17 protein-coding genes and 1 other annotated feature (1 of these 18 only partly in view) are annotated in these 19,124 nt (G+C 37.8%); of the genes, 3 read left to right on the plus strand and 14 right to left on the minus strand.

Annotated elements, in window-relative coordinates:
* Nucleotides 1-136 precede the first annotated feature (136 nt).
* Entirely contained in the window at nt 137-1,003 is an 867-nt protein-coding gene (purU, locus tag JCM9157_RS05715; protein ID WP_035662978.1) for a formyltetrahydrofolate deformylase, read from the plus strand.
* Between the two features lie 226 nt (nt 1,004-1,229).
* Here purU and JCM9157_RS05720 read toward each other — a convergent pair whose 3' ends face one another.
* The 6 genes from JCM9157_RS05720 to pepV form a co-directional block, all read right to left on the minus strand.
* A complete protein-coding gene (locus JCM9157_RS05720; RefSeq protein WP_235714815.1) occupies nt 1,230-1,541 on the minus strand; it encodes a type II toxin-antitoxin system HicB family antitoxin in 312 nt (103 codons plus the stop codon).
* 21 nt (nt 1,542-1,562) lie between these two features.
* The gene (locus JCM9157_RS05725) at nt 1,563-2,486 is read right to left on the minus strand and encodes an NERD domain-containing protein (protein ID WP_035662979.1); all 924 of its coding nucleotides are present in this window, start codon (nt 2,484-2,486) and stop codon (nt 1,563-1,565) included.
* A 24-nt stretch (nt 2,487-2,510) separates the two neighbouring features.
* Entirely contained in the window at nt 2,511-3,191 is a 681-nt protein-coding gene (locus tag JCM9157_RS05730) for an LrgB family protein (RefSeq protein ID WP_035662980.1), read from the minus strand.
* On the minus strand, nt 3,188-3,559 hold the full coding sequence (locus JCM9157_RS05735) for a CidA/LrgA family protein (RefSeq protein WP_035662981.1): 372 nt from the start codon (nt 3,557-3,559) through the stop codon (nt 3,188-3,190). Before JCM9157_RS05735 ends, JCM9157_RS05730 begins: the two co-directional genes overlap by 4 nt.
* Nucleotides 3,556-4,110 (minus strand): RNA 2',3'-cyclic phosphodiesterase, encoded by a 555-nt coding sequence (gene thpR, locus JCM9157_RS05740; RefSeq protein WP_035662982.1) that lies wholly within the window; start codon nt 4,108-4,110, stop codon nt 3,556-3,558. The genes JCM9157_RS05735 and thpR overlap by 4 nt, the downstream gene beginning before the upstream one ends.
* A gap of 162 nt (nt 4,111-4,272) precedes the next feature.
* Entirely contained in the window at nt 4,273-5,724 is a 1,452-nt protein-coding gene (gene pepV / locus JCM9157_RS05745; protein ID WP_052012961.1) for a dipeptidase PepV, read from the minus strand.
* A gap of 248 nt (nt 5,725-5,972) precedes the next feature.
* Between pepV and JCM9157_RS05750 the strand changes: the two genes are divergently transcribed.
* A complete protein-coding gene (locus JCM9157_RS05750) occupies nt 5,973-6,191 on the plus strand; it encodes a DeoR family transcriptional regulator (RefSeq protein ID WP_035662984.1) in 219 nt (72 codons plus the stop codon).
* Nucleotides 6,192-6,263: 72 nt separating this feature from the next.
* Here JCM9157_RS05750 and JCM9157_RS05755 read toward each other — a convergent pair whose 3' ends face one another.
* The 6 genes from JCM9157_RS05755 to JCM9157_RS05780 all read right to left on the minus strand — a co-directional run bounded on the left by JCM9157_RS05755 (nt 6,264) and on the right by JCM9157_RS05780 (nt 12,555).
* Entirely contained in the window at nt 6,264-6,983 is a 720-nt protein-coding gene (locus tag JCM9157_RS05755) for a pseudouridine synthase (RefSeq protein WP_035662986.1), read from the minus strand.
* On the minus strand, nt 6,970-7,155 hold the full coding sequence (locus tag JCM9157_RS05760; protein WP_035662987.1) for a hypothetical protein: 186 nt from the start codon (nt 7,153-7,155) through the stop codon (nt 6,970-6,972). Before JCM9157_RS05760 ends, JCM9157_RS05755 begins: the two co-directional genes overlap by 14 nt.
* A 24-nt stretch (nt 7,156-7,179) precedes the next feature.
* Nucleotides 7,180-7,659: a hypothetical protein gene (locus JCM9157_RS05765; RefSeq protein WP_035662988.1), complete on the minus strand. Its 480-nt coding sequence runs from the start codon at nt 7,657-7,659 to the stop codon at nt 7,180-7,182.
* Nucleotides 7,660-8,091: 432 nt separating this feature from the next.
* On the minus strand, nt 8,092-9,276 hold the full coding sequence (gene rodA, locus JCM9157_RS05770; RefSeq protein ID WP_035662990.1) for a rod shape-determining protein RodA: 1,185 nt from the start codon (nt 9,274-9,276) through the stop codon (nt 8,092-8,094).
* 121 nt (nt 9,277-9,397) lie between these two features.
* On the minus strand, nt 9,398-10,552 hold the full coding sequence (ftsW, locus tag JCM9157_RS05775) for a putative lipid II flippase FtsW (protein WP_035662991.1): 1,155 nt from the start codon (nt 10,550-10,552) through the stop codon (nt 9,398-9,400).
* Nucleotides 10,553-10,917: 365 nt separating this feature from the next.
* Nucleotides 10,918-12,555 carry a putative polysaccharide biosynthesis protein gene (locus JCM9157_RS05780; protein WP_035662992.1) on the minus strand — a complete coding sequence of 546 codons (1,638 nt, stop codon included), beginning with the start codon at nt 12,553-12,555 and terminating at the stop codon, nt 10,918-10,920.
* Between the two features lie 253 nt (nt 12,556-12,808).
* Here JCM9157_RS05780 and JCM9157_RS05785 point away from each other — a divergent pair, with 253 nt between their 5' ends.
* Nucleotides 12,809-14,077, plus strand: a complete 1,269-nt coding sequence (locus JCM9157_RS05785; RefSeq protein WP_035662993.1) for a BaiN/RdsA family NAD(P)/FAD-dependent oxidoreductase — start codon at nt 12,809-12,811, stop codon at nt 14,075-14,077.
* Between the two features lie 184 nt (nt 14,078-14,261).
* Here the strand turns inward: JCM9157_RS05785 and JCM9157_RS05790 are convergent, their stop codons facing one another.
* Nucleotides 14,262-16,217: a hypothetical protein gene (locus JCM9157_RS05790; RefSeq protein WP_052012962.1), complete on the minus strand. Its 1,956-nt coding sequence runs from the start codon at nt 16,215-16,217 to the stop codon at nt 14,262-14,264.
* A 132-nt stretch (nt 16,218-16,349) separates the two neighbouring features.
* A complete protein-coding gene (gene leuS, locus JCM9157_RS05795; protein WP_035662994.1) occupies nt 16,350-18,773 on the minus strand; it encodes a leucine--tRNA ligase in 2,424 nt (807 codons plus the stop codon).
* 173 nt (nt 18,774-18,946) lie between these two features.
* Nucleotides 18,947-19,124: a binding site (T-box leader), on the minus strand (it continues 39 nt past the right edge of the window).

Raw genomic sequence — 19,124 nt, forward strand, 5'->3', positions numbered from 1 at the left:
AGCCCCCTAACTTTTTTAATCTTCATATTTAATACTACTACACTATGAACGAATGTAGAGAAGCATTCGTTCAGAAGAAAGTTCTATGTTATCGAGGAGATCGGTTAGGATTGAACTGAATTTTTGGAGGAAAAAAATGAGTACGCAAACGAATATTAGAGCCAGATTATTAATTTCTTGTCACGATCAACCAGGAATTGTTTCAGCTGTTTCAACTTTTCTACACCAATACAAAGCAAACATTGTTCAATCAGATCAATATTCCACTGATCCATCCGGCGGAATGTTCTTCATGAGAATTGAGTTTGACCTATTTGAAGAAGGCTACGATTTCACCATTGTGCGTCAAGCTTTTGCTAACGTAGCGTCTTCTTTCAAAATGGAATGGAAGATGGACCTAGCATCCAGAAGAAAGAAAATGGCCGTCTTTGTCTCAAAAGAAGATCATTGTCTGCTTGAACTCCTTTGGAAATGGAGAGCCGGTGAGTTACCAGTTGATATTCCGCTTGTTATTAGTAATCATCCTACCCTTCAACAAGAGGTAGAGTCTTATGGAATCCCTTTTATCCATATCCCTGTTAAGAAAGATAACAAAGCAGAAGCAGAGCGTCAGGCAATAGACAAACTTCTACAGCACGATGTAGATTTCATTGTACTTGCTAGATATATGCAAATCCTCTCTCCTGATTTTGTTGGTACATTCCCTAAGAGAATTATTAACATTCATCACTCTTTCTTACCTGCTTTCATTGGCGCTAACCCTTACGCCAAAGCTTTTGAACGTGGAGTGAAATTAATTGGTGCAACGGCCCATTATGTAACAAACGACTTAGACGAAGGACCTATTATTGAGCAAGATATTCTTCGAGTCAATCATCGCTACACAACAGAACAATTACGAGTAGCCGGCAGACAAATTGAACGAATCGCATTATCAAGAGCTGTCGCTTGGCACACGAACGACCAAATCATCGTACACGGCAACAAAACAATTATTTTTTAAAAGATTTCGTAGTGATTGTTGCTATTGATATTCGATGCCAACTAAAGTGTAATGGAGCGGAAGGCACTTGACTCCTGCGGGAAAAAGAGGAAGGGCAAGACCACACAGACGGACGTCGTGAGGGCTTGGCTCCTCCCCGCGGAAAGCAAGTGCCTGTAGCGCAATGGAACGGCGTTTAGGAAAAAATGTCTCAAAAAGTTCAATAACTTTTTGAGACATTTTTTATCTACAACTTTTTAAGCTCTAAATTAATATAATTAAACTCACTTTCCTCCATAGGAGGATCCAAATAGATAATGTGAGCTCCTTCTTTGATTTCTGGTAATGAATAATCCCCATAGTGTTTAATCCAAAGTTGCAGTGATTCAACTAAATGACTTCTTGCTTCTCTAACCGTATCTCCAAAACTGACACATCCATCTAGATCAACCATTTCTATCATAATCTCTGAACCACCACACCAGTTATTCACTTTTTGAACTCTCCATGTGAAATCGCTTATCTGATATGGTTCAAATGTGATTGGTGTCTCTTTCACTATACTCCTCCTCCAGCAAATCTATTCTTGTTCGTGTTTATCCTCGATAGCTTCATTTTCTTCCTCTGATTCTTGCTGGGCCGTATAGCAATAGTCAAGAAGAGCTGATGTTACTTTCATTTGTTGATTTTTAATGGGCGAAGGATGCTTTTGTAGCTTCTCTTTCCAAGCCTGAAACGTTCTTTTATCTATTAAATCAACTTTGGTCCCTTGGATTTTATGATCTATAATGCTATTTGGACTAATGACTACATTTTTTATAGGGAAGGAAAGGTCATTTTCCTGTAAAATAGGCTTGATAATTCCTGTCATTCTCTGTAATGATACCAATGGGCTAATTCGTTTCTTACGAGTTTGATTGACAAACTCTATCCAGAAGCGTTCAGAACTTGCTTCAAATACACTGTGTTCTGATCCATCTAACAAGGTAATACAATAGATTTCTGTTGGACTTATTAAGATAATATCTAGTTCTACTGGAGCCTTTTTAACAGAAAAAACAGGTTTATACATAAGAAAGTAATTATCAGGAATTTGTTGCGTAAAAAATTTTAACCAAGAGTCTCTTTTATATTGCGGCTGTAAAGTAGATTCCCCTAACAAAGACGAACTTGCCCATCTTAATTGTGAATGAAACAATTCCTCTATGAAATTCGCTCTAACCTGCTCTAGAGAGAATGTCGGTTGGTTAGATTGGATATCCACATGTGTTGAAAGATCTTTCTTGTTTTTCTTTCCCCATTTTCGTAACCTATCAAAAAATCTAGACGTTTCTCCTTCCTCCTCTTGATAATCGTCTTGAAAAGATTCATATTGCATTTGTTCCCATTCTGATTTTAAATAATACCATCTTTCTTTTTTCATACGAGTATACTGACTCGGATAGCGATTCAAATCAAATTGATAACGTGAGATATAATCTTCAAGCTTAATTAAATGAGCCATACTCGTCCTCCCCCTACCTCTATGTTAATAAAATATAATGACTAAAACTGGTCCGATAATTGAAACGATAACTGCACTTATTGTCATAGCAATTGAGCTAGCAGCTCCTTGACTTTCACTATTCTCTAACACCTTTGCCGTTCCAATCGCGTGTGACGCACAACCAATTCCAATTGCTTTTCCAATCTCATTTTTAATTTTAAACCACTTATAAACATATGGTGATAGAACAGCTCCCCCAATTCCCGCAACCATTACAAATACAGCTGCTAAAGGTGGAATACCTCCTATTGCCAATGCGACATCCATAGCAACTGGAGTCGTTACAGATTTTGGTATCAGCGAAAAGATGAGCTCTTTATCTATACCAAGCATCATAGCTAATAGCAAGCCGCTCAACATTCCAACCATCGCACCAACACTAACACTAATTATAATAGAATATAAATGCTCTTTTAACATCTTCATTTGTCGATAAAGAGGATAAGCTAACGCTACTACAGCAGGACCTAGTAATAACTCTATCCAACGACCACCGCTATAATACGTTTCGTAAGGGATTCCTGCTAGAACAAGTATAATGACCATACAAAAAGTTGAGACAAGAATCGGCAAAGTAAAAGGAAACGGAAAACGTTCATAAAGCTTTTTTGCACCTAAATACATTAATATTGTCAGTAAAATAAAACCCAAAACATTAATCATTGTTTATTTTGTTCCTCTTTTCTCTTCACTAATTTTTCTCCAATATAACCTGTTACTACCATTACCATAATTGTACTTATAAGAGAAATGAAGATTAATAGAATTCCTTTACCAGCAAAAAGATCAAGATACAGCAGTATGCCTACTGTTACCGGTAAAAATAAAAGAGGCAAATGTTTTATTAGAAAAGTTGATCCAGCATCCACAAACCGAACTGGAATGATTTTGAAATTTAAAGCTAGAAATAAAAGCAGCATGCCAATCATGCTGCCAGGTACCGATAAGGAGAGAAATTTCTGAATCCAAACCCCAACTAAGTAAAAGCCGGTTAATATAGCAATCTGATAAAGTAATATTAAAAATTTCATTCTCGATCTCCAGTTAATGAAAAAGAGTAAATCTCCTTGTATTTTGGTTCTTCTGTTAAGACGCTTTTGTAAAGAATTATGTTTTCTACTTTCCATTCAAGTTGCAAGGTATTGCCACTGTTCCCTTCCTCATTGTAGCTATCTAAGCCAACCCATTTTCTTGCAAGGGTAATATGAGGCGAGAACGGCCTTTTTTCTAAAACGAATCCTGCTTCTTCACAAAGCTCATAAACTTTGTTTCTAAGGTCGTGTAGCTTTGGTTGATCTTTAACTCCCATCCAAAAAATTCTCGGTTCAGTTTTCTTTCCGTAAGTTCCTAAAGAAGATAATTGCAAGGAGAATGGATGCATGTCTGATAATATTTTTTGTCCATTTTGATTGATGTATTCAAGCTGCTCGTTTGTACAAGCTCCCAGAAAAACAAGTGTTAAATGAAGGTCTTCCTCATGAACCCAACGCTTGAAAGGATAAGATTCTTTCTTAAAGGTTTTTTTCAGTTCTTTTTTTATTTCAGTAGGTAGGGGAACTGCTATAAAATAATGAGATTGCATTCCAAACACCTTCCTCAAAGTTTCTCTTTGTATGTTGTACTATTGTTAGTTGGTTTAGTCAATATCGTTATGTTAAGTTCCCTTCTAATTAGAATAAAGAGCGCCGGAATGTACCAATGCGCTCTTCATAATAAGATAAGTAAAATTTAATTAAACGTTTGATTAAGCATCCTTTGCTAATTCATAAATGGCCTCTGCATATAAAGCAGTCATGCGAAACAAATCATCAATGTCAATAAATTCATTTTTTTTATGAGCCACATCTTCACGTCCAGGAAACATTGGACCAAATGCTACCCCTGTTGAAAGCGATCTGGCATAAGTTCCACCACCGATTGCAAGTAATGTCGGTTCTTCTCCGGTTTGTCTCTTATAAACAGATTGTAGTGTCTGTATAAGTGGGTGTTCTTTTTCTACATAATTCGGTTCCATATGATCATGAATAGTGAAGATAGCCTGTTGTTCTAAAGCTTTCTTGTTTAATCGGTTAAAACAATCGTCAAAAGAAGCAGTTACCGGGTAACGGATGTTTAACCCTACCTGCGCTTCTCCCTTGTCTTTAAATTGCATTAACCCTAAATTAACGGTTAACGGTCCTGAAACGTCATCTGATAGAGCAATTCCAAGTGTGTTTCCTTGTTGGTCACTATGTTCGACAATAAAATTTAAAAAGGCATTAGCCGAATTTTGAAAAACGAATTGAGTCAAAAACTTAGTTAAATACACACCCGCATTTAAGCCGTTTTCAGGAGTAGAACCATGCGCCGCCACTCCCTCATAAATAAGATGTAACAAGTCACCCGTTTGTTCAACTTGACCATTGTGTTGATTTTTTTGCAGATACAGGTTGAATTTAGTTGCCATTTCAACTAACTGTTTTTCTTCTCCATTTATGGAAACAACAGCTTTGTCAGGCACCATATTAAAACGCTCCCCAGATTGAAAACTAATCAACGTCAACTCAGAATAATCATTTTCCTCATGATTATTCCAGTTAAATGACACATCTGTAATGCCCTTTTCCGCATGAATAATAGGGAAATCTGCATCTGGAGCAAAACCTAGTGTCGGCATTTCTTCATGCTTAAAATAGTGCTCAACACATCGCCAATTACTCTCTTCATCTGTTCCTAGAATCATTCGAACTCTTTTATGTAGCGGTAACTGTAATTCTTTCACAATCTCCATAGCCCAAAAAGCAGCCATCGTTGGTCCCTTGTTATCAATAGCGCCACGAGCAAATATTTTATTTTCTCGAATCTCGGCCGCAAACGGAGCGGAAACCCAACCATCGCCTGTAGGAACAACATCAATATGACATAAGATCCCTACACTTTCTGCGCCCTCTCCCATTTCAACTACTCCAGCATACCCATCAATATTTTTTACATAAAATTGATGTTCTTTTCCTTTATTTAACATGTGCAAAAGTGCTTTGGAAATACCTGCCCCAAAAGGTTGGGTTTCAGTTGCTGTCGTTTCGTCTAAAACACTGTTAATACGCAGAAATTCCTGTGTATCTTGGATGATATGCTGTTTTCTTTTCTCTACTTCTTGAAGCCAATTGACGTTCACTACTTCATCACCTCTACCATAATTACGGAATATAATCATACAAGTATTTTGCATCAAAGAGTAAATTAATGTAAAATGTAGACAATAAGAAAAGACCAACTCACTTGTCTAATACAACATTACCTTTCAGCTTCACGAAAAGCAATAAAGGCAGAAGAGAAGCTTCTCTTATTTATCTTTACTTTTCAGAACATTCTCACTGTATTTGTAATGTTCATGCATGTTTTATCATGACATTACATAGTATCTAGTAACTAAAGTCATGATTCTGAATAAGGAGTGGTTATTTGAAAACTTCAACTGATCGTATGCTGACTCGTATTAAGTCTATCTACCTTTACATTAAACAAAGGGGGACCGTCACAACGAATGAACTAGTTGAAGAATTCGGCATCACCCAACGGACGATTCAACGCGATTTAAATGTGCTAGAGTATAATAATCTCGTTGAAAGCCCTTCTCGGGGCAAGTGGAATGCAACAAATAAGAAAACAAAAGTATCTTAATATGAAATGAGAAAGAAAAGGCTGATTCGATTGTCCAAGACACCCGAAACGCCTTTTTTTCTTATTAACTATTTACGCTTTCTGTTTCCCAAGTAAGATCTCTACTTCTTCGTCGGTTAACTCCCTATACGTTCCAAGTTCAAGTTCGGAATCAAGCTCTAAATCCCCTATTTTTAACCGCTTTAAAGTTGTCACTTTTTTTCCCACTGCTTCAAACATTCGTTTTACTTGGTGATACTTTCCTTCCGTTATCGTTAGTTCAATCTTTGACTCAGCCCCTTGTTCAAGCACAACTAACTGTCCTGGCTTCGTCTCATAACCATCTTCTAACGTAACCCCTTGTTCAAAAAGCTTCACATCCTCTTCTGTTACTCTCCCTCTAATCGTTGCATAATACGTTTTAGGAACATGTCTCTTTGGTGACATAAGTGCATGTGAAAATTGCCCATCGTTTGTAATTAGTAAAAATCCTTCTGTATCCTTGTCTAAACGTCCCACTGGGAATGGTTCATACATCGCGTGCTCATAAAGAAGTAGATCTATAACTGTCTCATGTTCATCATCTTCTGTAGCTGAGATGACCCCCTGTGGTTTGTTCATCATCAAATAGATATAAGGTTTATACTTAACTTCTTCACCGAAAACCGTAACTAAGTCTTTTTCGGGATCTACATGAACCTTCCCTTCTTTTACGACTTCCCCATTAACATGTACACTACCTGATTTCATTAATTTTTTTACATCTTTTCTTGTACCAAAGCCCATATTGGCTAATAACTTATCCATCCTCATTTAACTTTTCACCCTTCTGTTCTAATTGCTGAGCTATTTTTTTAGCAAACCCACCTAAGTCCTGATTTTGATAAGCTTTTATGACTCCTTGAACGGTTTGACTCAAGGTATGCTCTGCAATTTTCGGAGAAATTGCATTTCTCTCTAGTTTTTCTTTTAATTGATAAACCATTTTTATTGCTGCTTCTGTTCCTAGTTAATTAGCCAGTAAAACATCAGCTTCTGAACCAATCTCTATATTCATCGTTGGAAACAAATTTTCTATTTTGCCCAAATCTTCTTTATACTGTTCCCCTAACACAAATAAACCGCTTTTTTCTTTTTTCACAACCATTGCGTGACCTGCGAGCTTTAACGGAACCACTTTTTTATTACCGACCATAAGCTGAACATCTTCTTCTTTAAAAGCTGTAGCCATGTGATAAAACGTCACATTATGATCAAATAGATTTTTGTGCTTTAAGATAAAACCTTCATAACCATCTGGAGGAAGACATAAAAACACATCTTTTATTAAGGAAAAGTGTTGTTCATTTGCTTTTTTAACATTTGGAAAATCAGCTAACAAATAATCAACCGTTTTTGGATTTCGACCATAAAGATAGGTTTCTTTATCTTCTCTCATTACTGTCAACAACATACTTGCAAGGCGACCTGAACCAACAACTAATCTCATCATAATCCTCCTTTGAGAGCTGTTAATTGAATTTGTTCGCATGAAACTTCTACCTTTGTCTTTGTTCTAGATCGTTACCAATGCTACGCTCGTGACATGTTTTAAAGGAAAAAAAGCTGTTTTCGTAAGGGTTGTTGCTATAATTAACTTTGCTCTCTTAGTGGAATGGAGCGGAATGCAACGAACATACTGAGACGTGTAACCCATAAAAACACCAACGTATGAGAAAATAGCTTAGAAAAGCCCTTCTCACTTTGGCTGTGCGTCTAACGTTGCAATGGCTCCGCTCGCCACTCGCAGTCTATGAGAAAAGCACTCATAGACTGCTTAAAAGCTTGTGGCGGCTTCGCTCATTGCTGAGTTTATAGAAAAAGGAAGGGCACCTTTTTCTATAAACTCTAAAAAGAGTTGCTAATCATAAGATTATCAACTCTACATACTGTTTTCTTCGGTCTCAAACATATAATGCTTCGTCCTTATGTTTACGTTCATTACTATCCCCATTGCTATCATGTTGGTTAATAGCGCACTTCCTCCGTAGCTAATAAATGGAAGGGCTAAGCCGGTTATTGGCATTAATCCAATTGTCATAGCTACATTTTGAAATACTTGAAACACTAATAGCCCAATTACTCCAGACACTAAGTATGTTCCAAATAAATTATTACAAGTTAACGCAATAATAACCATTCGGTAAAACAAGAGAAAATAAGTAACAATTAAAATGGTGGCACCTAGAAATCCAAATTCCTCACCAATTACGGTGAAAATAAAATCGGTGTGAATTTCAGGAATTCGGTCACTTTGCGTTTGGACTCCTTGCATATATCCACTACCATACAATTGCCCAGAACCAATCCCTCTCATCGCATTCACTAATTGATAACCATATGTTCCTTGATGTTCATAGGGATCTAACCAACCATAAATTCGATCAAGCTGATGCGAAGCGATAAATTTTGTGAATAACTCAAAATTATGATTATGAAGATAAACAAGAGAAAGAATTCCTCCAACAGCTCCTAACCCTAAAACGAGTAAGATTCTCCAAGCTACACCCGACATTAACAGCATCGTCGCCATAATACTAGCTATAACTAGTGCGGTTCCGAGATCTGGCTGCTTCAAAATTAAGAAAAAGGGAGGTAAACCAATAGCAAAGACTTTTGCGACAATTATTAAATCAGATTGTAAGTCTTTTGCCCCTCGGTTAACTGTTACTCGGTACAGCATATGAGCTAAGGCAAGGATTAAGAATATCTTCATAAATTCCGAAGGCTGTATTTCTGCTGGCCCTATGTCTAGCCAGCGCTGAGAACCATTTCGAAAAACGCCCAATGGAGAAAAAGCAACAAGCAACAATAGCGTGACGCCAATCCCATAAAGAGGAATCGAGAAATTCTTAAATAAATCGTAATCTAACACCATGATACTAACCATGATGACGATACCTACAACGAACCAAATAATTTGTCGTTTTACATAATAAGTGGGGTCATCACTAAAATACTGACCTGACCCACTATAGATCGCAAGTAAACTAAAACACATGAGCACAAACAACAGAAAGAGTAATGTGTAATCAATCTGTTGAAAGCCAGTTTTACGTTCTTCCATTGTAGCCTCCATCTATTAGAGATGTCATTTTAGCAATTGCAGATAATTAAAGCTTATTATACAACGTATGCTATTGCTTCAAAACAATTATAACATCTAATTAGAAAACAGCCCTCTGCATTTAAGAAGCGGAAAGCTGCGTTTCTTCCTTGTATTCTTTTTGTCTATTTTGTCTAATGTTATTGCGTGAGATGTTCGCTAATATTGCCAGTGAAACAAGTGTGATAAACAGAGAAGATCCACCATTACTTACCAAAGGCAGTGGAATACCTGTAATTGGAAGCATCCCTGTTACGGCTCCGACATTAAAGATAATTTGAATGGCTATCTGAAATACAATCCCAAACGCCAGTAAGCTACCGAAAGGATTTTTACAACGTGTCCCTATCATAACACCTCGAGTAATAATAAGTGTATGAGCACCAAGAACGAAAAGCACTCCAAACAACCCTAGCTCTTCCGAAACAACGGCCAGAATAAAGTCCGTGTGTGCCTCCGGTAAATAGAATAACTTTTGAACACTTTGACCAAGGCCTGTCCCACTAATTCCACCATGTGCCATGGCAATATATGACTGAATAACGTGAAAACCAGTTCCCGTCGGATCGGCAAATGGATCTTGAAATGAGGTCAATCGTCTGACCCGGTAAGGTGCAGACAAGGCAAACACAACAAATAGAGAAACCCCCACAGCAGCAAGTCCAATTAAATGTCGCCATTTCGCTCCTGAGAAAAAGACAATCATTAAAGTAACTAATAAAATTGAAGTAGCCGTTCCTAAGTCTGGTTGCATCATAATTAAACCAAACACAATTCCCACAACGACTAAAGGAGGCATAACTCCTCTTATAAACTGATCAATATACGCCTGTTTCTGTGAGTACACCTGCGCAAGATAAATAATCATACCTAACTTAACAAACTCTGAAGGTTGGACAACTAATACCTTTAAGTCTATCCAACGTTGTGCCCCGTTAATATCTCTTCCTAGAAAAGGAGTAAGCACTAGAAAGAGTGCTAGAACCGATAAAATAATGATGATCGGCGATAAATTTCGATATAAACGATAAGGCACGTGCATGACTACTAAAAAAGCAAAGGCAGCCAAGCCAAACCAGACAATTTGCCTTTGTATAAAAGCGTAAGGATTTGGGTTTTCTCCTACAATTCCTAACGCGTAACTTGCACTAAATACCATCACTAAACCAAATATGGCTAGAAGGAACGTTGTGAAGATTAGTAACCAGTCATTGTCTTTTCTAAATGAATACTTCATCGCACGCCCCCTCACTTAGCTTTTTTCGTTTTCACGATCTTTGTATTCATTATATAAGGCTGTTTTTCGTAAAGACGTTTCCTCGCACCTTGTTCGTTGCATTCCGCTCCAGCCACTCGCTTTCCGCGGGGAGGTGTCGAGCCTCCTCGGCTTTGCCTGTGGGGTCTCGCCTTTACCTCTAAATCCCGCAGGAGTCGAGTGACTTCCGCTCCATTTCACTAGAGGGCAACTACCTTTGTAGCAAAGTTAATAAGAACGTCCTTAATTTATCTTTCTAATTATATCAAACGACATATGTAAGCAAAAGAGGCTTTCATTGCCATTACTTGTCGAATTTAGCAAGATAAGAAAGACTAAATTTTAGTTTAACCCTCTTGTTGCTGTTTTTTCTTCTTTTTTAAGAATCTAAATCTTGCACCGAGAACTTGGCCTGCTAGGTTCGATCGGTAACCAAGGTATAAATAAATGACAGCTCCAACTGTGATCCCTAAAAATAGGCTAGGAAATGCTTGTAATTGTGTTGTAATAGGGAAAATGGTTTGCATTCCTGTGTTTACGATGCTTACTCCTAGAGCCATAAATGCTGCAAAGATAAGAATTAATAAAGCACGTTTAGCTATTAGTACATAGTTAAATTCAGCAAACTTACCTATTGCCCACACTGTAACGATAAGGGATGACGTATAACCAAGATATGTGGCAAACACTCCACCCAATGGACCAAACAATGATAGAAGCCAAGTGTTCAAGCTGAGCTTTAGCAATAATCCTACGCAAAGGGCTACCACAGCATATTTTTGTTTATTCATCCCTTGTAAAATGGCTGCTGTTACAGCAAATAAAGAAAAGAATAACGTAATAGGAGCATAGTAACGTAGAATATAGCCTCCTATTTCATAATCATCCATCCCATATAAAGCACCAAAAGCCGGATAAGCTAGCACAGCCATTCCAACCGCAGCAGGCACCGTTAAAAATAAGATTACTTGATAAGTTTGCGTGATTTGTTTTTGTAATAATGGTTGGTCATTCGTTGTATATGATTTTGTAATTGTTGGCAATAGTGTAATGGAGAGAGCAGTCGCAAGCGCCATTGGAATAAGAATAATTTTATGTGCCGTGTTGGAAAAAACAGCAAACGCGACTTCAGATTCTTCTTGTGATAATAAATTACCAATTAATGTGTTATTAAATGTAAACAGGTCGATCAATTGATACAATGGAATCGCTAAACCAACGAATGAAAGTGGTAGTGCATAAGAGATTAACTCTTTATACATCGACTTTAGCGATAATTCATGATCAACTTTACTTTGCTCGATTTGTTCATAAATATATTTCTTTCGCTTGAACCAATAAACGACTAACACCGTTAAGCCACCCAATGCTCCAACAAAAGCGGCAAAGGTCGCAAAACCAACCGCAACACCTAAACTCCCTTGCATAACTTGTACAATTGAGAACGTTACAGCGAGAATAAAGACAATACGAACAATCTGCTCAACCACTTGTGAAATTGCTGTCGGCCCCATTGATTGGAAACCTTGAAAATACCCACGTATGATAGACATCATTGGTACGACAATTAATGCCACACTAACCATTCGAATTGTAAAAACAATATCTTCGAATGAATTTCCGTTTTCAGTCGGATTTTTTATAATCAACGGAACGAGATAAGGGGCAGCAAAATATAAAAGCATAAATGCTAAAACACCTGAGAGTCCCATAAATAGAAGGCCTGATTTAAATAATCGATGTCCAGTTCGGTAATCACCAAGTGCATGATATTTCGATACAAATTTCGAAACCGCAAGTGGTACACCCAATGTAGCTAGACTTAATAAGACTGTATATGGTAAATAACCATACGAGTATAAGGCAATACCCGTTTGACCAACAATAGCGGTAAAAGGAAAAATGTATATAAGACCGAGTATTTTGGAGGCAAAAGTTGCAGCAGTTAAAATCATTGTACCGCGCATTAATTTGGAATCAGCCATTCATGATACCTACTTTCAAATAAAGATACATTTAATCGTTTAAGTTTTTAGGTGCAAGTTGGAAATAAGCATCCTAATTACGTGAAGACTCTAATGCATTTTACCATAGTATGAGAGCCAACGCTCATTTTATCAAATTCCTTTTTCGTTGGAAACATGCTACTCTATTTATCTGAGAAATAAACGGATCGAATCTGTTCTACATAATTTGAAAATAATCTTTTTAAACCATATTAATAACGAGGTGAACCTTATGAAATATGATGTGATCGTCATTGGTGGTGGTCCCTCTGGACTGATGGCTTCTATCGCTGCGGCCAAGCATGGTGCTAAAGTTCTTTTACTTGATAAAGGAAACAAACTAGGAAGAAAGCTTGCCATATCAGGTGGTGGCCGTTGCAATGTCACAAACCGTATGGAAATTCAAGATTTAATTGCTCACATCCCAGGTAATGGCCGTTTTATGCATAGCCCCTTTTCTGTTTTCAATAATGAAGACATCATCTTATTTTTTGAAGGATTAGGAATTAAGCTTAAAGAAGAAGATCGCGGAAGAATGTTTCCTGTAACAGATAAAGCTGCTACTGTTGTAGCTACATTGTTACAACAAGTTCAGGAACTTGGTGTTGCCATTCGGACAAACACTTCTGTTAAAACGATTCATTACAACAATGAAACTGTCTCAGAGGTTGAACTACAAGATGGTAGTAGATTAGCTACGGCAAGCATTGTAGTAGCCACAGGAGGGAAATCAGTCCCACACACAGGAAGTACTGGAGATGGATATCCTTGGGCTGAAAAAGCCGGCCATACGATAACAGAACTCTACCCAACGGAAGTTCCCATTACCTCAAATGATGCTTTCATTCGTAATAAAACGTTACAAGGATTATCATTAAGAGACATTGAGTTAACCGTTTTGGACCCTAAAGGTAAAAAAATTAAAACACATGATGGCGATATGATTTTCACTCATTTCGGTATCTCTGGGCCCGCTGCTTTGCGCTGCAGCCAGTATGTTGTCAAAGCATTAAAAAAACACAAAACAAAAACGATTAAGCTTGAGATTGATTTATTTCCAAAAATGTCTGAAGAATCTCTTTTTCAGGAATTACTAGCTAAAGCCAAAAGCGAACCGAAAAAAGCATTAAAGAATTTATTAAAAGGGTTTGCGACAGAGCGCTTTTTACTTTTTGTCTACGAAGAACTTCAATTAGATCAACAAGCTATTGCCAATACAATTTCTCATGACGTTTGGCGATCTGTCGTTACAATGTGCAAACATTTTTCTGTTGAAGCAAATGGAACCCTTTCTATTGAAAAAGCATTTGTAACTGGCGGTGGAGTTTCTATTAAAGAAATCGAACCGAAAACGATGCAATCCAAAAAGAAAAAAGGATTGTTTTTCTGTGGAGAAGTATTAGATATCCACGGTTATACAGGTGGATATAATATCACCGTTGCTTTTTCCACAGGGTACACAGCAGGAAAATCAGCGGCAGAACAAGTTGTTCACACATAATATCCACATTATACACAAATAGTTTGATGAACTAGATTCCTGTCGTTTAATTTTGACAAAAACCTTTCTAATTCAACATTTAGTGAATGTGGATAACTAATGATATCCACAAAGTTACCCACATTACGAACAGGGAAAAAGGACCCGTGTTAGGAGCCCTTTTTCCCTGTCGTTTTGATTTTTCTCAATCTTCCGTTAACGTTAGTAAGTACTCCACTAATGCTTTTTGTTCTTTTTCTGTAAAATTTGTAGTTCTATCTACCCAAAATTCATGTCCTTCACCAGTAACATGAACATCCTTTAATTCTGATTTCGTCTGATTGGCTTGAATTACTTTGTTTCTCAATTGTTTGTCGATTAATGCTAACAAACTATTGTAAGGATCCACTTCAATTCCATTCATAAGCGTTCCTGGTAAACCGAGCTGAGTTTCCATATCTTTTCCTACTGCTACTCCTCCATCATGCAAATAAGGAGCAGTCCACTCAATCCCAATCAATCCCTTTACTTTATAGCCTCCATTTGTTCCGATCGCATAAGCAAGATTTCTTTGCTTTTCGTCAATATGTTCTTCAGGAATTCGTAAGGCTTTTGCATTTGGAGGAATCGGTGTTGGCGTATTAGGTGGATACATATATGATTCTTTTAATACTCTCCCAATTTTTTGCAACGCCTTCGCTCTAGTTGGTTCTGTCTTGACCTCTTCCACCGGTATAATTTGGTTATTTGTAAAGGTGGAACCTGCATGACAAGAAATACAGCCAGCTCTCTCAAAAACCTCTCTTCCCTGTGCCTTTGTATCTTCTGTTGTTTTAAAGTTACTTTTAGGAGGAAAAAGCGTGTTTTGAAAGGCAGACATCGCATTATTTTCTTTTCCAGTTTCGGTTCCAATTGAAGTCACAACGGTGCCATTAGGAGCAAACATTGTTACATTCGGGTATCCCGGTGGTTTTATACTTTCATTCACACCTATAGTCTCTGGATTATCATCAATCATTTCTTTAAATTGCGATGGTGTTAAATTAGATTCTATATCATAACGGTATTTTTCATTCGCAGCACGTTGCAACACAGTAGCTAAATAAACATCTTTACTAATAGACAACAGTTTTTCACTATGATCAGCTAGCGATAGCGAATCCGAATTGAATGCATGAACTTTATTATTGAATGTTGTTAAGCCTTTAAAAGGACCAACTGAAGCGAATCCATTCCAGCCATAAGGATGATCTCCTAACGTAAATACATCTGGAATTTGAGCTGGGTTAGAGTTAAGATCTGCCGTTACATCAAAATTACCTTTAGGCCACTTTACCAACGTTTCATCAACCGCTTTTTCAAGTGCAACAGGATCTGGTAGTATTTCCTTGTTTCCGTCAGAGTTTTTAATGGTTCTATCTGTATCACGAATATAATCTTTTATTGATTCAATTTCGGCCACAGGGAAATACGCGCTGGAATTAGAAGCAAGAGCTAGCAGTAGTCCAGCATCAAGATCAGGGTTTGGAACTCCTTCGATTACATGCCCCGTGTCTCGATCGACAGTTGCGTGACAAGCTGCGCATGTAATTCCTACTCTAACTCTTCCCTCAGATACAAATAAAGGAAATCCAACTGGCACAATCGCTCCTTTAGCGACATCAATTCCAGTGTCTATTTTTTCTCCTTTTTGCCACGATTGATTTCCGATCGTAACATCTTCTGCTAGTTCAACTCTTAAATTAGTTGTTCCCTGTCCACCAAGTCCAAGTATAGCTTTCATTACATTAGTTACGGTGAAAGGACCATCAAGCAATCCAAGGACATCCGTCATAAACACTTCATTTTTAAATGTCCCAGCATAAAATTGTTCTCTCCCAAGTTCTATAAAATCTTCATCAACAGCGATAGCTCCCTGCTCTTCTTTTAACATATCTCCAAGTCCTTGCGCCTTCATATCAGAAGCTTCCTCTTCTGATATATATACACCCATTAAATCAAATGCTACCGAGTTTTGAAAGTCAGTATTCCGTTCATTAATGACTTGTTCACGATCAGGAACAAAGCTTAGTTCAATATCAGCCACCTTCCATCCTAAAAAGAACATCGTAAAAATGGAAAAAGTAAAAAAACAAACTTTAATAACTTTCCCTTTAAACATAAGGAGCTCCTTTTTTCAAAAAAATAGTTAACATAAATATCAGTGGTTATTATTTGTTGTACCTCGTTTAATTATTTAGATAACCATCTAAAAAAAGACCAAATCTCTATGAGATTTGGTCTTTCACCTAATTTATCCGACAACTATATTAACTAATTTACCTGGTACTGCAATGATTTTGCGAATCGTTTTGTCACCAATTGCACCTAATACTTTTTCATCTTGTTTCGCGATTTCTTCCATTTGCTCACGAGTAGCATCTGATGGAATAACTAATTTCGCTTTAACTTTACCATTTATTTGTACAACAACTTCTACTTCATTTTCTACAAGTAATGCTTCATCAAAAGTTGGCCAAGTAGTGTAGCTAATTGTTTCTGTATGACCTAACTTCTCCCAAAGCTCTTCAGCAACGTGAGGAGCAATTGGAGAAAGCATCTTCACAAAGCCTTCCATTAATTCCTTTGGTAACACTTCTTGCTTGTAGCTTTCGTTAATGAATACCATCATTTGTGATATAGCAACATTAAAACGTAATTCCGTCATGTCGTCTGTAATTTTTTTCACGGATTGATGATACACTCTTGTAAATCCTTCTGGACCTTTTACGTCTTGAATTGCAGGATTTAATTCGCCTGTAGCTTCATCCACAAACAATCTCCAAACACGATCAAGGAAGCGACGAGCCCCATCTAAGCCACCCGTTGACCAAGCAATTGAACCGTCTAATGGGCCCATAAACATTTCATATAAACGCAATGTATCAGCACCATGACTATCAACTACATCATCCGGGTTAACTACATTACCTTTTGATTTACTCATCTTTTCATTATTTTCTCCAAGGATCATCCCTTGGTTAAATAATTTTTGGAACGGTTCTTTTGTTGAAACAACTCCGATATCATAAAGGAACTTATGCCAGAATCGAGCGTATAACAAGTGAAGAACCGCATGCTCTGCGCCACCAATATAAATATCAACAGGAAGCCATTTTTTAAGTTTTTCATCATCAGCAAGTGCTTCAGAATTTCTTGGATCAATATAGCGTAAGTAATACCAGCAGCTACCTGCCCATTGCGGCATTGTATTTGTTTCACGACGACCTTTTTTGCCTGTTGCTGGGTCTGTTACTTCTAACCAGCTTGTTTCATTGGCTAAAGGAGATTCACCAGTTCCTGAAGGTCTAATTTCCTTCATTTTCGGTAAAACAAGTGGAAGCTCGCTTTCTGGAACAGTTGTCATCGTGCCATCTTCCCAGTGAATAATTGGAATCGGCTCTCCCCAATAACGTTGACGGCTGAATAACCAGTCACGAAGACGATAGGTTACTTGTTTCTTCCCAAATTGGTTTGTTTCAAGCCATTCGATCATGTTACTAATAGCTGTTTGTTTATCAAGACCATTTAAGAATTCAGAATTTACATGTTCACCGTCACCAGTGTATGCTTCTTTCTCAACATCTCCACCAGCAACGACTTCGCGAATCGTTAAACCAAATGTTTTCGCAAATTCGTAATCGCGCTCATCATGAGCAGGAACCGCCATAATCGCTCCGGTACCATAACTAACTAATACGTAATCTGCAATCCAGATTGGAATGCTTTCGCCGTTTACAGGGTTAATGGCAAAAGCGCCTGTGAACACACCCGTTTTTTCTTTTGAAAGCTCGGTACGTTCAAGATCACTTTTAGCACCGACCTTAGCTTTGTACGCTTCGACTTCGCCTTTTTGCTCTGCTGTTGTAATCACATCAACAAGCTTATGTTCAGGCGCGAGCACCATGTAAGTCGCTCCAAATAACGTATCAGGACGAGTTGTAAACACTTCTACTTTTTCATTTTCATGGCCGTCTACCTGAAATGTTACTTCAGCACCTTCAGAACGGCCAATCCAGTTGCGTTGCATGTCTTTAATACTCTCAGGCCAATCAAGCTCTTCTAAATCCTCTAGTAAGCGATCGGCATAAGCTGTAATTTTCAGCATCCACTGTTTCATTGGTCTACGTTCTACCGGATGATCACCACGCTCACTTTTTCCGTCAATCACTTCTTCATTAGCAAGAACTGTTCCAAGCGCTGGACACCAGTTAACTGCAACTTCATCAATATAAGCTAAGTCTTTTTCGTAAAGCTTAGTGAAAATCCATTGCGTCCATTTATAGTACTCTGGGTCTGTTGTATTAACTTCACGATCCCAATCATATGAAAAACCAAGTGACTTAATTTGACGACGGAATGTGTTGATGTTTTTTTCAGTAAACTCAGCAGGATCATTACCCGTGTCTAATGCGTATTGCTCAGCCGGCAATCCGAATGCATCCCACCCCATCGGATGAAGAACATTGTAGCCCTGCATTCTTTTCATACGAGATAATATATCTGTAGCGGTATAGCCTTCAGGGTGACCCACGTGAAGACCTGCTCCAGATGGATACGGAAACATATCTAATGCATAAAACTTCGGTTTACCCTCGTCCTCACTCGTACGGAATGTTTTATTTTCTTCCCAATACTTCTGCCATTTTTTTTCAATTTGTTCGTGTGAAAAAGACATATTTTTATCCTCCTAGTGTGACTCATGTTCAAATGTGATTTGACGAAAAGCTTTTAAATTCTTTTGTGGTATGTTTAATGTTTGGTAATTAGCTAAAACTTTCTACCATTGCGCTCTCATAGCGCCATTATTGACTTTTTTCATACAAAAAAACCCTCACCTCTAACAAGATTGTTAGGGACGAGAGTTATCTATACTTCCCGCGGTACCACCCACATTAATGATTAAATCATTCGCTCTTCACGTGTAACGTTCGTGACCCGTTGTCGGAACAAGTTATTCCTCTTAAGACTCCAAGGCGAGTTCGTCATAGTTGTTCGACTGACTTGCACCAACCGTCAGCTCTCTTTA

It is taken from the genome of Halalkalibacter akibai JCM 9157 (assembly GCF_000513135.1).
Taxonomy (GTDB): domain Bacteria; phylum Bacillota; class Bacilli; order Bacillales; family Bacillaceae_D; genus Halalkalibacter; species Halalkalibacter akibai.